Genomic DNA, 16,179 nt, shown 5'->3' with positions numbered 1-16,179 from the left:
CCCAATCGCAATGGACCCAGGTCTACGTTTTGCGATCCGTGAAGGTGGTCGTACAGTTGGTGCTGGTGTTGTTGCTAAAGTAACTGCATAAGTATTGATTGTGTGAAAGAAACGCCCCTTTGGGGCGTTTTTTTATGGAATCTATAAAATTGTTAGACAATAAGAGTTGTAAGCTGTCCTTAACTGATAATGATGTGACCTATAAGGCATTTATCATAAAAATAATAAATCACTAAGATGAAGTAATGAAAAGAATCATAAAACTAGATTTGGATAGATCCCGAATAGGAGTCCAGCAATGAATGCTAAAGTAAATATTACAAATCGTGCCGGTGCATCATTTCCAGTACGTCGTATGCAATTTGATTTTGATCACGTACCAGAATATTGGATGAATGGTTCAGCAGGATTAACTCATTTCATGACAGCGTTATCTGCATTATTTCCTGCAGGTGAAAAATTCTTTATCGATTCAGTGCGTGCAGTTCGCCAACATCCAGCCATTAAAGATAATGAAGATCTCCAAAAAGAGATTTCAGCATTTATTGGTCAGGAAGCAATGCATACACATGAGCATGCTGGCTTTAATGCATCAGCACAAAAATTTGGTCATGATGTTGCTGCACTTGAAAAAGCCACAGATACGGTCATTCAAACTTTTCGTAAGTCAGCTAGCACCGTTATGAAACCATTTGGTATTTCACAAGAAATGATCGATCTGATGGGAACGACTGCGCTAGAACATTTTACAGCAACCATTGCCTCAGAATTATTGCGTAACGAACATATTCAAGCATTAATGACTGATGAAACAATGGCGACGATGTGGGCTTGGCATGCCATTGAAGAAAATGAGCATAAGGCTGTCGCATATGATGTATTTGAAGGTGTGTTCGGTAAAGGAATCAAATCTTATCTTGCTCGAACATCTTCTTTAGTGGCAGCAATGGTTGTGCTATTCATGGTGCAGACTTATTTTGTAGCGCGTTTATTGAAAGACGATAAACAGTTAAATATTGCATCTTTGAAAGATATTTATACCTATGGATATAGTCCATCTAAAGGCATTATTTCTGGTATGGGTAAGGAAATGTTGGCTTATTTTAAACCAGGCTTCCATCCGAATGATTTGGATACCGTGGGTTTATTGGCAACATGGAAAGCAAAACTCGGTTTTTAAGTATTTACTTTTGTGCATTCGGGCAGCGTAAGCTGCCTTTTTTTATTTCATTTATTTTCGAACTTTCTATAATGTACTCACTTAAAAAATGCAATGTAATGATTATGATTCGACCGATGCTGACATCAGATGTTGAGGTGGTATATGAAATTGAAAGTTTGGGGCAGACGCATCCTTGGACAAAAAAACAATTTTCAGAAGCGGTTGATTCATATCAATCCACAGTGATTGAATACCAGAATCGTGTTGTTGGTTTCTGTATTTTACAGCCTGTATTGGATGAAGCAAATTTGCTGTTGATGGCAGTTCATCCGAAAATGCGTGGAAAAGGGTTGGGATATCAATTGCTTGAAGCTTCAATAGCTCAACTCAATAATGATCCCGTACAAATCTTTTTAGAGGTCCGAGAAAGTAATAAGGCTGCGATTGCACTATATGAGAAATCCGGATTTCATCAAATTGATATGCGTAAAAACTATTATCCAACATTAGATGGTGGAAAAGAGCATGCCATCATTATGGTAAAGGCATGCAGTGATAATTTTGCAGATTTATTCAAGTGACAAAATTCAATACCCTACTTTACAATAAAGTTATTCCATTCAGAGGGAAGTGTCGTCATCAGCATATGACCTAATTGATCGATTTCTTCGTTGCTGAGCATTTTATTAACACGTCGCCATTGACCATCCAGTAATAATTCAAAAGGCGCATATTGGGACTTATAGTTCATTTTGAATGAATGGGGTACCCAATATCCTAAATATACAAACTCTTGATTGTGCTGCTTTACATATTCAATTTGCTTAAGGACTGCAAAAACACCTAAAGAACGTTTGGATTCATCTGGATCAAAAAATGTATAGACGGCGGATATTCCATCATCTAATACATCGCAGGTTGAGACACAAATGAGTCGATCATCTTTCCAAAGTTCTATAAAGAAACTATTGCTACAACTGTGAATCAAAAACTTCTCGAATTGATCATAGCTAGGGGGGAACATATCTCCATCTGAATGACGCTCATTGATGTAACGTTCATAGAGTTGATAGTGTAAATCAGTAGCATCTTGAGTTTGGGTTATTCTAACTTCTAAGTCTTGATTACGTTTCCAAGCTTTCTTTTGTTGATTGTTCATTTTAAAAGCATCAACAGGTACACGACATGAAAGGCATTGTCGACACAAATGACATTCAGGTCGATAGACAAAATCTCCGCTTCTTCGAAATCCTACACGAGACAATTCTGATAAAGTTACAACGTCGATTTTATGAGCAGGATCTAAAAAGACCATCCGTGCTGATTTCTCGGGAAGATAACTGCAGTCATGCGGTGGTGTAATGTAATACTGCAATTCATTTAATAGGGACTGGGGTTGATAAGAATTCATATTGTCCCTCCTATTTCTCAATCCATGAGTCGTTGATCAAATGCTATTGTTTTACTTGAAAATACACCGTCTTTATACTTTTGCCAATCAATCTGAGGCTGTTTTATCACATCTTGTAACGAATTAAGGTAGTCTTGGCGAGAAATTGTGCAAGCACCTAAGCTCATGAGATGATCATTCACCAATTGACAGTCAACCCAGGGTGCATGGTTTTCAAGGCTGATCAACATGAGGGTATAAAAAGCCATTTTTGAAACATCAGTCTCTCGACTAAACATGGATTCACCAAAAATACCCTGACCTATAGAGACACCATACAGCCCGCCGACAATCGAATTTTCTCTGCGTACTTCGACACTATATGCATAGCCTGACTCAAATAATGAACAGTAACCCTGAATGATATCTTCATTAATCCATGTTTCATTGGCATAACTTCGTGGTAATGAGCAAGAACGTATCACATGTTCAAAATCACGGTTAATGGTAATCGTATAATCATGTTTTTTCATGTTACGAATGAGTGATTTACTTGGATGGTATGACGAAGGGTAGATAATGCAGCGAGGTTCTGGACTCCACCAGCAGATCGGCTCACCTTCGGAAAACCAAGGAAATAAACCATGTGTATAAGCTTCAAATAATGTAGAAGGGGAGAGGTCAGCACCTATACAGATTAGTCCTTGCCCTTCGGGATCGGATTCAATTGGATTAGGGAAAATAAATTCAGAAGGAGGGAGCATAGGGATTAAGTTCTAAAAATAATAATGAAAAACCGAAGATAAAAATGTTTAAAATGATTATGCCAAGTTGAAAGAATAAAAAAACCACCCGAAGGTGGTTTTTTGGGTTTTTAAATAAATATTAGTTGTCTAAATATTTCTCAGCGTCTAAAGCAGCCATACAACCTGAACCTGCTGATGTAATTGCTTGGCGGTAGATATTGTCTGCAACATCACCTGCAGCAAATACGCCTTCAACAGAAGTCGCAGTTGCATTACCACGTGTACCACTTTGAACTTGGATATAACCATCACGTAGTTCAAGCTGACCTTCAAACATTGCAGTATTAGGTTTGTGGCCTATAGCGACGAACAATCCAGTCACTTCAACGTTTTGAGTTGTAGTATCAGTTGTAGATTTCAAACGAACACTAGTAACGCCATCTTGAGGGTTACCAAGTACTTCTTCAACTTCATGGTTCCAGATGATGCTGATTTTCCCTTCTTTCTCTTTTGCAAAAAGATGATCTTGAAGGATTTTTTCAGAACGTAATTTATCGCGACGATGTACAAGTGTTACATGTGAAGCAATGTTTGATAAATAAAGCGCTTCTTCAACCGCAGTGTTACCACCACCGACAACCATGACTTTTTGATTTTTATAGAAGAAACCATCACAAGTTGCACATGCACTCACACCTTGACCCATATAAGCAGCTTCGGATTCTAATCCTAAGTATTGAGCCGTAGCGCCTGTTGCAATGATCAAAGCATCACACGTGTATTCTTCCATATCACCTTTTAAAACGAATGGACGTACATTTAAGTCAACTTCGTTAATGTGATCGTAAACCAATTCAGTACCAAAACGTTCTGCGTGAGCTTGCATACGCTCCATTAAAGCAGGACCTGTTAAGCCTTCAGGATCACCTGGCCAGTTATCAACTTCTGTAGTTGTGGTGAGCTGACCACCCAATTGCATACCTGCGATTAAAGTTGGTTTTAAATTTGCTCGTGCAGCATATACAGCTGCGCTATAACCCGCAGGACCAGAACCTAAAATAATCAATCTTGAGTGACGAGCGCTCATGTATAAGCATCCTTTTAATTTGATATATCGACTTGCTGAAAATTATACGTGAAACTTCACCACAGTTGTGTGGAATGAATGTGGATTATATTGATCAACTAAATCGAATTGAGCTATATAGTTAAAAGTGTTAACAAGGAAACCTTAGAAAGCTGCACCTTTTTTTAATGAACAGGTGCATAATAGTAAGTTTTCTATAATGAAGAAATTGTTCCATTTCAACATTAGAACATTAATGAATAATCGTTTACAGGACAGTATATGACTGCGGTGTCGAGTGTATATGCACAGCGCTTAGTTTTAACATTCTTCTTAATATCATTTGGTATTTATCTGTTTTTAGCAACAGTGACTTATACGCCATTTGATCCGGGTTGGATGCATATTTCGAGTGATACTCAACAAGTTTCAAATGCAAGTGGTGTCGCAGGTGCTTGGATTGCAGATCTCTTATTTGGATTTCTGGGCTGGGCAAGTTTACTGATCCCAATTTATTTATTCATTGAAGCGATTCAAGTGTGGTGGCCAAGAAGTTTTTTGAGTCGTCCATTTCGTTTTGCTGCTCAATTTTTCATTCTACTTACCGTCGCGAGTTTGTTTTATTTACTTTGGTCAGTGCCTGCAGATACGCTTGCTAACGCTTCAGGTGGAATCATTGGTTACGAATTGGGTGAGAGTTTAAAACAGGTTTTGACGATTTATGGCGCCGTTTTTTTTCTGATCGTACTCAGCATCGTTCTAATCACACTGGCTTTTGGTATTCAGTGGAACAAGACATGGTCTACTTTGAAGGCGACACCCGCTTATTTGCAAGATTTATTCTATAAAAATGTACCTGAGACTGAATCAGCTTATGATTTGACGACTCAGCCAAAAGCGAAAAAAGAAATTGAACCTCCTGTAAAAGATTCAGCTCCAGTCCCTCATCAAGCTGAGCTCAATGATGTCAGTCATTTAGAAGAAAAAGATCAATTACAAGCGCGTCATGAACGTACTGCTGAAAAACTATTTGAAGATATGCGTTTCCAAGAGTCTCAACAAAATCATCGTTTTGATGAAGATGATGAGGCTGAGCTCGAGCGTACCATCGCGAAAGCGCATGAGTTAGAGCGTGAGAGTCAACGTATTGTTCCAACGGGTGAAGTTTGGAAAGCCTTGCATAGCGATGAAGATCATAAAAGAGAAATTGATGAGCTTTTGCGCGCAGCAGAGGAGGATCAGCTTGATCAACGTACTTCAGAAATTAATGAATTAAGTAAAAACGTTCGAGTAGAGCAGCGCTCAACTGTTCAAGATACTGCTTTGGACTGGAATGATGATCAAATCTTTGATGAATTACTTGAAGTTGTTCCACAAGGACAGCACGCCAAAGATATTCATACTCCTTTTCATCATCAAACAAATCCTTCAGGTCAATCTGCTGATGATCAAAATACAGCATCCCTAATCCAAAATACCTCAGCTATTGGTGCAAGTGCTGTATACGCAAGTCAATCGAGCGCAGCGGCGGAAGCGATCACTAAAGCAGATCTGTTAGCTTCTGAGCTTGATGGTCTTGCATCACTTGCGGATGAAGCAGAAGCTTTGTCTAATCCAGAGGTCAAGCGTCCAAATTTGGTGACGCCAAATATTAAATTTATGACTTCACCTAAGTCAGATACAGTCGCAGAATATGAATCAGAGCAAGACACTATTGCCCCATCACCACAAAACATTGTTGAGCAAGAGGGATCATCAATTCCTGTTACTAAAGTGAGTGATGAGGAAAAACAACGTATATCTTCAGATAAAGATGCTTTTAGAGAAGCTTGGCAAGAAACGGTAGGTAAGCCTGAAGTTGAAGAGGATGAGTTTGATTTCGATGCGCCATTAACAGATGCTGCTGGTCGTCCAATGTCTCGTGCAATGCAAGTTGCTGAGCGCCGTAAAGATTTATCACCACTTCCTGGTTTGGATTTACTTGATGAAGTAGACCCAAACAAAAAAGTAAACTTCACTGCAGAACAATTATCAAGATTATCAGAACTGTTAGAAATTAAATTACAAGAATTTAATGTCAAAGCGAAAGTGATTGAAGCTCAACCGGGTCCAGTCGTGACCAGATTTGAACTGGATCTTGCGCCTGGTGTGAAAGCCTCGAAAGTAACTAATATTTCTCGTGACTTAGCACGATCAATGTCGATGGCATCAGTACGTGTTGTTGAGGTGATCCCTGGAAAACCTTACATTGGCATTGAAGTTCCGAATAGTACACGTGAGATGGTGCGCCTGATTGAATTGGTACAAATTCCAAAATTTAAGGATCCAGATGGAATCTTATCCATGGCCATGGGTAAAGACATTTCTGGTAACCCAGTCATTACTGAGTTGGGCAAGGCACCACATATGTTGGTTGCGGGTACCACAGGTTCAGGTAAATCTGTTGCTGTAAACTCGATGATTCTATCGATGCTTTTAAAATATACGCCAGATCAATTGCGCCTTATTTTGATTGATCCTAAACAACTTGAATTGGCGAACTATAACGATATTCCGCATTTACTCACGCCTGTTGTGACTGACATGAAAGATGCAGTCAGTGCTTTAAATTGGTGTGTGAATGAGATGGAGCGTCGTTATAAGCTGATGTCGTTCTTAAAAATACGTAAATTGAGTGACTATAACCGTAAAGTTGAAGAAGCAATTGCCAATGGTGAAGATCTATTTGATCCAACTTGGAAAGCCAGTGAGTCAGTTGCTGGAGAACGTGCACCTAGACTTACACCATTGCCTTCGATTGTGATTGTTGCAGATGAATTCGCAGATATGATCATGCAGGTGGGTAAGAAAGCGGAAGAAATGATCACTCGTTTAGCTCAAAAATCACGTGCTGCTGGCATTCATTTATTACTTGCGACACAGCGTCCATCCGTCGATGTAATCACGGGCTTAATTAAGGCGAATATACCGACGCGTGTTGCGCTACGTGTAAACTCTAAAATTGACTCGCGTACGATTTTGGATGCGGGTGGTGCAGAAGATTTGCTTGGACATGGTGATATGCTGTTCTTAGGACCAGGTAAAATTGAGCCTGAGCGTGTGCATGGTGCATTTATTGCCGATGACGAAGTGAACCGTATTTGTGATGCATGGCGTGAGCGTGGTGCACCAAACTATGTGGATGAAATTCTCACTCCATTTGATGAAGAGCCAGCATCACGTGGCTTTGAGGATGGTGATGGTGCTTCTGACCGTGACGCACTTTATGATCAATGTGTTGCTTTTGTTTTAGAAACCCGCAAAGCATCCACTTCATCTTTACAGCGTAAGTTTAGTCTGGGTTATAATCGTGCCGCACGTATTATTGACCAAATGGAAGAAAACGGTATCGTGAGTGCAATGGGCGCAAATGGTAAACGTGAAATTTTAGTTTAACGAAGACTGACTCAGAAAAAGCAACCATAGGTTGCTTTTTTTTATTTAACTCAAAAAAGTGTTGTTTTTGGGGGTAGTCCATTGGCTGGCAAATGTGATCAGTTCACTCACAGAGTGAACATTCAAGCTTTGATAAACTGACTTGACACAATCTTTAAATACCGCAGGGCTAATGGATAATTTTTGTAAAATTTCACTTTTATTCATGCCTGTAATTAACGAAAAAGCCACTTGGCATTCTCGGGGGGATAAATCAAGTGCTTCTAGTTTTTTTAAAATAATGAGGGAGCGTGGTAATGAGCGCTTTAAGTATAAGGCGATATTTGTATCGGTTGTATTTTGACTACTTAACCATTCAGCACGAAGGGTTAATATTCCATTAGGAATGGTCAAACTAAGCTTGGGGATTTGTTGCCCATATTTAAGCTCATTGATGACTTGATAGCATGATTTTGGCAACGCTTTATATGGTTCCCAAAATTCATAATGTATCGGGAAGAGATTCAGTAAATCCTTTGCAGCATCAGTCATCATGACTAAATCATTTTGAGAATTCACGATTAACAACGCTTGATCTGATTCAATTACATCGTCGCCATCCTCCATTTGATTGTTAAGCGCATATTCGATATAGACACCAGCTTGTTCTAATAAATGATGATCTTGTAATTGGAAGGGGTGTGACATACGCCTATAGAGGGTAATACCTCCTGCAGGAATATGATTGCGTTCTAATCTTAGATCTAGTGTATGGTGAAGACCGCTTTGGCGCACAATCATCTGGTAGGTTAAGCTATGAAAATACGGATCATCTGGGCGTAAAAGATTTCCGACTTTGGGTAACATAGGGCAGTTGAGCCAGCGGATATGGCTTTCGGTTTTTAAGTTTAAGAATAATTCAGTATTTTCTTGGACATACCTCATCGACTGAGGGTTAAGATTTTTGTAATACAGTATATAAGGTTCACCATTTGGATAGGTCAGTGCCATACCGTAGGCATCATGTGGAATCAAAAAATTCAAATAGTCAAAAATACTGGGCGCAATGGTAAGGAGCGGAAGTTGAGTACAGCAAAGATTTCTCAGGCGATGGAGGGTGCCGAGCCTTGTTCGATCACTTTTACGAAAACTTATTGAATTCATCTTCGATTGAACTGTTTTGATTATAACAAATTCAAATTATAGATTTTTTTTAAAAAAATTGAGATAAAAAAGTAAATATTAATCATTTTTTCACAAAAATATTTTTTTCATCCCCCCTTAAAGGGGGGCTTCTAGATTATCAGCTTTATGGTTTGATTTTCCTCATTATAAAAGGTCTTTCTTGCAAACTATGGAAAACCTGCAAGTGACATGACCATGTCAAAAACTAAGGGGAATTACATGAACCATATATACCGAGTTATCCGTAATCGTAATGGAAAATTAGTCGTAACAGGGGAACTTGGACGTACACGTTTTACACAATCTTTAAAAAATATTGGAATGACGACAGGTTATCTGATTTTAATTGGGGCATTAACCGCAATGACGAGTCAGGTGCAAGCTGATGAATGTGAGGGTTCAACAGGCACAGCGACGAATTCAGACACTACATCTTTCATCTGTGGTGAAAATAACTCAGTGGTTGCACCGAACAGTGTGGTTATGGGACAAAGCAATAACGTCAATATTGGGATGAATCATACTGTTTTTGGTTTGAATAATACGGTGACACCAAACGCTGTAACGACAACGCAAAATAATGTGGTCATTGGAAATCAAAACACAACGCATCATACAAGTAATATTGCCATTGGTAATAATCAAGTGGTTAAGGGGGAAGGGAGTATTGCGATCGGTAGTTCAAATACTGCTGAAGGGGGTATCTCTATAGGTATTTCAAATTTAAACTCGTCTGTAAAATCTGTTGTTGTTGGTATGAATAATATTCACGACGTCAACACTAATGGCTCGATGATTTTTGGTGGATTTAATGAGGTTGGTGCGACGAGTTCTCATATATTTGCCTCCAACAGTAATGTGCAAGGTCACACTAATGTGGCTGTCGGTGGTTCTATTATTATTCGACCAGGACCAAATTATACATCCGTAAGAGAGTCAGTCGCGATTGGTGAGCTGAGTCAGGTTTATGCGAGCAACTCTGTTGCTTTAGGTAGTGCATCGGTTGCAGATCGAGAGAATGTTATTTCAGTCGGTAGTGATCAATTAAAACGCCGAATCATGAACTTAGCATGGGGATTAGATACTCATGATGCTATTAATGTTGATCAATTGACAGCCAGTTTACAAAGAATTCTGGGTACTGGGGTGACTATGTTTCAGGGGAGTGTGATGCCCCTTTCATTTGAAATGCAAGGCTCTACATACCAAAATGTAAATCAAACAATTAGAGGGATTGATATTGAATTTACAGCGTTAAAAGACCGAGTGTCTGCACTCGAAAATAATGGTGTTGGTGGTGAAACAGGTACAGGTACCACTGGACCAGCTGGACCAAGTGCGTACGAGGTTGCTGTGAGTAATGGATTTGAGGGCTCTGAAACAGATTGGCTTACATCATTAAAAGGTGAAAAAGGCGATAAGGGAGATAAAGGTGATCAAGGTCCACAAGGGTTGAAAGGTGACAAAGGGGATCAAGGTATACCAGGTGCAAGCGGTGGACCTGGTGGCGGTGTAGGACCACAAGGTGATAGTGCTTACCAAGTGGCGGTGAATAATGGATTTGTAGGAACAGAGCAAGATTGGCTGACGTCACTCAAAGGAGATAAAGGTAACCAAGGTCCTCAAGGATTGAAAGGTGATAAGGGAGATCAAGGTGATCAAGGACTTCAAGGCTTAAAAGGCGACAAGGGCGATAAAGGTGATCAAGGACTTCAAGGCTTAAAAGGTGACAAAGGTGATCAAGGTTTTAGTGCTTTTGAGATTGCTGTACAAAATGGCTTTAATGGCACCGAACAACAGTGGCTAACGTCTTTGGCTAGTGGTGGAACTGTCGCAATATCTGTTGGAACAAATCCTAGTGAAAATGCAATATTACCAAATGCAACAGGTGAAGATGCTCTTGCAATCGGAAGTTCATCAGTAGCATCGGGTCGTGAGAGTATTGTAATTGGGGCTGAATCACAAGTCGCTGGTGAACATGCAACAGCTTTAGGAAATCACAATACGGTTACGGGTGAAAATACGCATTCAGTTGGTAATTTCAACAATATTTCAGGAAATAGTACTGTAGCTCTTGGGAATAATATAACGTCTGACGCAAATAATGCTGTTCTTTTAGGAAATGCTTCGTCTACCGATCGGGACAATACGGTTTCAGTGGGTTCCTCTACGCAACAGCGCCAAATTGTTAATGTGGCAGCAGGTACAGCGGATACCGACGCAGTCAATGTAAAACAAATGCGTCAAGCAGATCAGCAAGTTTTGAGCGATGCACAGGAATATACGAATATACGAACCAATGAAATATTGAATCAGGCCAATGAGTATACTAGTCGACGTGTAAATGCTTTAGAACAGAGTTTTGCCGATGAACGACGTGACACTCGAGCAGCTATTGCAGCGTCTTTGGCTGTCGCTTCATTACCCCAGCCAACTTATGCTGGTGCAAGTATGTTCAGTGCAGCTGCTGGTACATGGGATGGTGAGCAAGGTATTGCCATTGGATTTAGTGGGGTTTCTGAAACGAATCGCTTTGTCTATAAAGCATCTGGAACCGCAAGTTCACAAGGTGATGTTGGTGGTGCTATTGCATTGGGTTGGCAATGGAAATAATCTAAGTTTCACCCAAACGTATAAGTAACCTTAATACGAAACTATTTTTTAACAGGTATAAGATAGATTTAAATCAAAAAAGCCTGCTCAAGCAGGCTTTTTTATCTGTTTTTAGGCAAATTTTGCTAAAACAGCAAGGAATTCTGCACTTTGGCGTGGGAATTCTGCGATCACATCATGAATACGTTTGCCTTCAGGATTTTGAGCGTTAAGATTACGACCATCTGCTATAAATTTAGTAAGTAAACGCTCATAGTCATTAGCACGCATATGTTTAAAAGCATGATAGAGAACATGAAAATCAGCGTTTACACCTTCAGGAGGTAACTGATTTAAATAGGCAAAAACACGCTCGTCTGACCATTCTTCATTGAACGTGGCTGGCTGTGATAATGCCATCACAATCTCCTTGGTATTTTTAATCAATAAAAAAGGGCAAAATATGAGACTAGATGAGCAAAGCACTGCTTTGTCTAGTCGCAAGACTTGAAGCTCTGCTTCAAGTGGGCGGAATATAGCTAATAGCCTATTTCTGCCACTCTCATATTTTGCCCTGATTCAATTTGCTTGACTAATCAAAAATCAGATTAACGTTCTTCAGGCAAATTGATATTCATTTCTAGCATTTCGATATTTGCTTCAGAGCGAACCGACATTTGTATATGCTGTTCATCTACACCACGCACATAACGATTCACAACTTGCATGATTTCTTTTTTCATTAAATCAATTTTATCTTGGCTTAAACGCTTACCTAGACCATTTTCAGATGCCACGATAACTTTTAAGCGATCTTTAGCTGTTTGTGCACTTGATGGTTTGTCATCACTACTAAAAAGTTTACTCCAGAATCCTGCCATCTTTATGCTCCAAATAAACGTGCTAACCAGCCTTTCGGCTTCACAGAGATGTGACGATATGGACGTTCTTCACCAAGGAAGCGTGCAACAAGATCGTCATAAGCTTGTCCAGCTGCTTCTTCAGTATAAAGAATAACAGGCTTACCTTCATTCGAAGCTTGTAACACGCTTTTACATTCAGGAATTACACCGAGCGTTGGCACGCGAAGGATATCTTTAGAAATATCATCGACTGTTAACATTTCTTGCTTGTCAGCACGTTCAGGGTTGAAGCGTGTGATACAAAGATGCTTACGAATACGACCTTCGTTATTTTCTACTTTCTTCGTTTTACTGTCCAACATACCAATAATACGATCGGAATCTCGGACAGATGAAATTTCAGGGTTCGTTACAATGATTGCTTCATCAGCATGGTACATTGCTAAAATCGCACCACGTTCAATACCTGCAGGAGAGTCACAAATGATGTAGTCGAACTCTTGAGAAAGTTCGTCCATAACACGTGCAACACCTTCATCGGTTAACGCATCTTTATCACGGGTTTGTGATGCAGGTAAAATATATAGATTTTCGATTTCTTTATCGCGAATAAGTGCTTGTTGTAATCTCGCTTCGTTATTTAATACATTCACAAAATCATAAACAACACGACGCTCACAACCCATGATAAGGTCGAGGTTACGTAAACCTACGTCAAAATCGATTACAACAGTTTTGTGGCCACGAAGGGCTAAACCTGTTGCAAAAGATGCACTGGTAGTTGTTTTACCTACGCCACCTTTACCTGATGTTACGACAACAATTTTCGCCACCGAATCCACTCCTGTTATGTTTATCCCCAATACTATAGGGGTTCTCATGTTTAGTTATACATTAAAATTCGAGTGCTTCAAAGACAAGCTCTTGAGCATCATTTAAATAGATATGTACTGACTTTTTTAGCATATGTGGTGGAATATCATCTGCAACACAATATGTTCCTGCGATAGATACTAATTCAGCTTCTAAAACATGACAGAAAATTCGTGCTGCTGTATTGCCACCGGCGCCGGCGATGACTCTACCACGAGCAGAGCCATAAATATGTATATTTCCTGAAGCGATGATTTCAGAGCCACTATTAATTCCAGCAGTTAAAATAATATCGCCGTGATCTTGTACCAGACATTGTCCTGTTCTAAGCACTTCATTGTGATACGAAGTTTTATGTGTGGTTGCAGGAGCTATGTGTGTTGGAGCCTTCTCAGCTTCAGGGGTATTTGCTGGAGCTTCTACCACTTGTTCTTTTGTTGCTTTGATGCGCTGCAAAGGACGATCAGCCGCAAGAACTGGGAATTGGATCGCACGTGCTTCATCACCCATTAAACCATCAACGACAGCCATTGGCTGTAACCCTAAACTGATGACCAATTGAATGAGTCCAATGAGTTCTTGTTCAACGGTTGTGTCAAGAATGACAAGCGCACCTTCATAAGAGGTTTCACTCATCATGGCACTTAATTGTTGGCGGATAACATTATGATCATTGGTGTCAAAGGTAATTCGGGTAAAATTCACCATTCTACCGGTAATCCGAATATCTGCCATATTCATTCCTTGCTTGCTTCGCGCTTTATAATCGAAGTAAAAATTGTTAATTGTGCAAATGCTAGTTCAATTCTCAAGAATTCTCTAGCGGATATATTAAATTAATAGAGAAATGATCATTCCTTGACTTGATTGTTTTTTGATAACTCTATTTGCCATTGTTTTACTGCCACCTGTTTTCTTAAAGACTCAAGACTTTCATAAACGACAGATTCAACGAGTTGTTCTAATGCATGATTATCAATATTGAGCTGGCTAATTTTTTCAGCAATGAGTTGATAATGCGCATTCGGTTTATCAATGGTTCCAGAAATAAAAGGTTCAACTAAACCGTCGGTAATATTTTCACCTAATCGTTGACCAATGTTGTGGATTTGCTGTTCTATACGACCACCCACCAATGGAATCAGCTTTAAGAGCTGTGTTAGCTCTGGTGTGTCTTCAATTGCTTTAATGACAATGTGACCAACGCCTTGCGAGATATTATCTTTTTGAAGTTTTAATTCGGTTGCTAAAGATTCTTGTAAGACTTGCGCTAATGTCGTGGCAAACATGTCTCGATGGTGATTCACCAGATCATGAATGATTTTTTTATGGGTTGAGCTAGTGTCTAACTCTTTTTTTACACTATCAATGACAGTAATCACCACACGATCAGAGAGCTCTTCCATGATCACGTTATAGTAAAAATTAAGACGTCTGAACCATTTATTAGGTATGACTTTATAGCCTAGCTCATGCAGTCTATAGGCAATCACTCCGACGCGAATTAAACGTAAAAAGCGAAGATAAGGGATAATAGCTAATATTTCATACCAATGAATGAAGGGAAAGAAAAACCAACGCTGATGATGTTTATTGACGATTGCAATCAGCCATCTTACAGCGAGTTCAACAATTAAAAATGTGATAAACCAACTTTCAGTAATGATGACCCATGGGTGAAGCTCGGATTTATAAAACTCCAGAATTTGAGGTAATTGAACCGTGTCAAATACCCATGAGCCAAAATTACTCATTAAAAATGCATTGGCACATAGACAAAACAAATTGACTAAAATAATGAGCATCATAAAGATGTCATAAATCAGGAACATCTTCCAAAATAACGTATCGTGACGCTGTGGACGGAAAGTTTTTCGAGAATTAGTCATGCGTTCTGTCATATGCAATACATTCTGAGGACAGCTTAATTTACAGATTCAGCTTGAAGCTGTTGTTTTAACTGTGTAATTAACTGATCTTTTTCTGTCCAAAGCTCATCAACCCATTTTTGGAAACGAGCGCGATAGTCGGCATCATCCTCATAATTGCCGCCATGAACCCAAGCAGGAATTTCAATTTTTCTTAAATTGACGGCAATTTGAGAAACTTCTCCTAACCAAAAATCTCCATAACCTGGCACACCATCTGGATAGACAATGGTCATATCGACTAGCGCATCAATTTCACTTCCTAGAATATTTAGGGCAAGTGCTAAACCACCTGCTTTGGGCCTAAGTAAATTTTTATACGGAGATTTTTGTTGGGCGTGTTTTTCAGGGGTATAGCGTGTACCTTCTAAATAATTTAATAAGGTAAAAGGTTGGCTGAGCAGTTGTTCACACGATTTACGCGCTTCTTCCATATCACGATATTTCAGCGCAGGATTTTTTTCGATTTGCGCTTTGGTATGACGTTTCATCATAGGAAAACCAAGGATCTTGAATGCTTGCCCAACAAAAGGAATAAAAATGAGTTCCCATTTCGTAAAAAAACGTGTGAGCGGCATACGTTTAAGACCAAAATATTGAGTAACAGTTGTATCCACCCAGCTTTGGTGATTACAGGTCATGATGTAACGACCTTGTAGATTGAGATCTAGATCTTCATCAATCGTGATGTGCCATTTAAGCTCAGGGAGAACTTTTTCAATGAGCCAGTTATTCGTACCAATCCAACCATTGGCGATATTGATATTGGTTTCATCGATTTTTGATGATTTTTTTACGAGTTTAGTCAAACCTAATGCAAGAATAGGTGGGCCACGAAAAAATGTACTTCCTGTGATTACAGAACCTACGGTTAAACCCTTAGAAATTTTTTTTAAAATAGGTTGTTTCTGCTTCTCTGCTGCCATTGCACAGTCCTAAAAAGTGATTGCATTTGATTGA

At 39.4% G+C, this 16,179-nt stretch carries 15 protein-coding genes; 5 read left to right on the top strand and 10 right to left on the bottom strand.

The annotated features are described in order from the left end of the window. The 3 genes from AC1M9C_RS13150 to rimI all read left to right on the top strand — a co-directional run. A partial coding sequence (locus AC1M9C_RS13150) for an EF-Tu C-terminal domain-related protein (protein WP_019509660.1) occupies positions 1–91 on the top strand: 91 nt, incomplete at its 5' end. Between the two features lie 207 nt (positions 92–298). Further along, the gene (locus AC1M9C_RS13145) at positions 299–1,180 is read left to right on the top strand and encodes a metal-dependent hydrolase (RefSeq protein WP_035267371.1); all 882 of its coding nucleotides are present in this window, start codon (positions 299–301) and stop codon (positions 1,178–1,180) included. Between the two features lie 104 nt (positions 1,181–1,284). Continuing rightward, positions 1,285–1,743, top strand: a complete 459-nt coding sequence (gene rimI / locus AC1M9C_RS13140) for a ribosomal protein S18-alanine N-acetyltransferase (RefSeq protein ID WP_481587890.1) — start codon at positions 1,285–1,287, stop codon at positions 1,741–1,743. 14 nt (positions 1,744–1,757) lie between these two features. Here rimI and AC1M9C_RS13135 read toward each other — a convergent pair whose 3' ends face one another. The 3 genes from AC1M9C_RS13135 to trxB form a co-directional block, all read right to left on the bottom strand. After that, on the bottom strand, positions 1,758–2,573 hold the full coding sequence (locus AC1M9C_RS13135; RefSeq protein WP_481587888.1) for an arginyltransferase: 816 nt from the start codon (positions 2,571–2,573) through the stop codon (positions 1,758–1,760). A gap of 17 nt (positions 2,574–2,590) precedes the next feature. Beyond that, complete coding sequence (aat, locus tag AC1M9C_RS13130) at positions 2,591–3,322, bottom strand: leucyl/phenylalanyl-tRNA--protein transferase (RefSeq protein ID WP_481953862.1); 732 nt, start codon at positions 3,320–3,322, stop codon at positions 2,591–2,593. A 115-nt stretch (positions 3,323–3,437) separates the two neighbouring features. Then, positions 3,438–4,385 (bottom strand): thioredoxin-disulfide reductase, encoded by a 948-nt coding sequence (gene trxB, locus AC1M9C_RS13125; protein ID WP_035267378.1) that lies wholly within the window; start codon positions 4,383–4,385, stop codon positions 3,438–3,440. Positions 4,386–4,646: 261 nt separating this feature from the next. Between trxB and AC1M9C_RS13120 the strand changes: the two genes are divergently transcribed. Continuing rightward, complete coding sequence (locus AC1M9C_RS13120) at positions 4,647–7,799, top strand: DNA translocase FtsK 4TM domain-containing protein (RefSeq protein ID WP_481953860.1); 3,153 nt, start codon at positions 4,647–4,649, stop codon at positions 7,797–7,799. Positions 7,800–7,844: 45 nt separating this feature from the next. Here the strand turns inward: AC1M9C_RS13120 and AC1M9C_RS13115 are convergent, their stop codons facing one another. Continuing rightward, on the bottom strand, positions 7,845–8,789 hold the full coding sequence (locus AC1M9C_RS13115) for a helix-turn-helix transcriptional regulator (RefSeq protein ID WP_481952422.1): 945 nt from the start codon (positions 8,787–8,789) through the stop codon (positions 7,845–7,847). A gap of 393 nt (positions 8,790–9,182) precedes the next feature. On the opposite strand from AC1M9C_RS13115, the gene AC1M9C_RS13110 reads away from it, so the two are divergent. After that, positions 9,183–11,576 (top strand): YadA-like family protein, encoded by a 2,394-nt coding sequence (locus AC1M9C_RS13110; protein ID WP_481587884.1) that lies wholly within the window; start codon positions 9,183–9,185, stop codon positions 11,574–11,576. A 111-nt stretch (positions 11,577–11,687) separates the two neighbouring features. On the opposite strand, the gene AC1M9C_RS13105 is transcribed toward AC1M9C_RS13110, so the two are convergent. From AC1M9C_RS13105 to AC1M9C_RS13080, 6 genes are all read right to left on the bottom strand, one after another. Beyond that, complete coding sequence (locus AC1M9C_RS13105; protein ID WP_481587883.1) at positions 11,688–11,975, bottom strand: PA4642 family protein; 288 nt, start codon at positions 11,973–11,975, stop codon at positions 11,688–11,690. Positions 11,976–12,163: 188 nt separating this feature from the next. Next, positions 12,164–12,436, bottom strand: coding sequence for a cell division topological specificity factor MinE (gene minE, locus AC1M9C_RS13100; RefSeq protein ID WP_035267388.1), 273 nt, complete (start codon positions 12,434–12,436; stop codon positions 12,164–12,166). Positions 12,437–12,438: 2 nt separating this feature from the next. Beyond that, positions 12,439–13,251 carry a septum site-determining protein MinD gene (gene minD / locus AC1M9C_RS13095; protein ID WP_035267390.1) on the bottom strand — a complete coding sequence of 271 codons (813 nt, stop codon included), beginning with the start codon at positions 13,249–13,251 and terminating at the stop codon, positions 12,439–12,441. A 61-nt stretch (positions 13,252–13,312) separates the two neighbouring features. Further along, on the bottom strand, positions 13,313–14,026 hold the full coding sequence (gene minC, locus AC1M9C_RS13090; RefSeq protein ID WP_481587882.1) for a septum site-determining protein MinC: 714 nt from the start codon (positions 14,024–14,026) through the stop codon (positions 13,313–13,315). Positions 14,027–14,142: 116 nt separating this feature from the next. Then, positions 14,143–15,180, bottom strand: a complete 1,038-nt coding sequence (locus AC1M9C_RS13085; RefSeq protein ID WP_416202018.1) for a preprotein translocase subunit SecA — start codon at positions 15,178–15,180, stop codon at positions 14,143–14,145. Between the two features lie 35 nt (positions 15,181–15,215). Further along, a complete protein-coding gene (locus tag AC1M9C_RS13080; RefSeq protein WP_481589486.1) occupies positions 15,216–16,145 on the bottom strand; it encodes an acyltransferase in 930 nt (309 codons plus the stop codon). Between the last annotated feature and the right edge of the window lie 34 nt (positions 16,146–16,179).

This window comes from Acinetobacter sp. 24-47-39, assembly GCF_056783825.1.
This window is presented reverse-complemented; position numbering and strand designations above follow the sequence as displayed.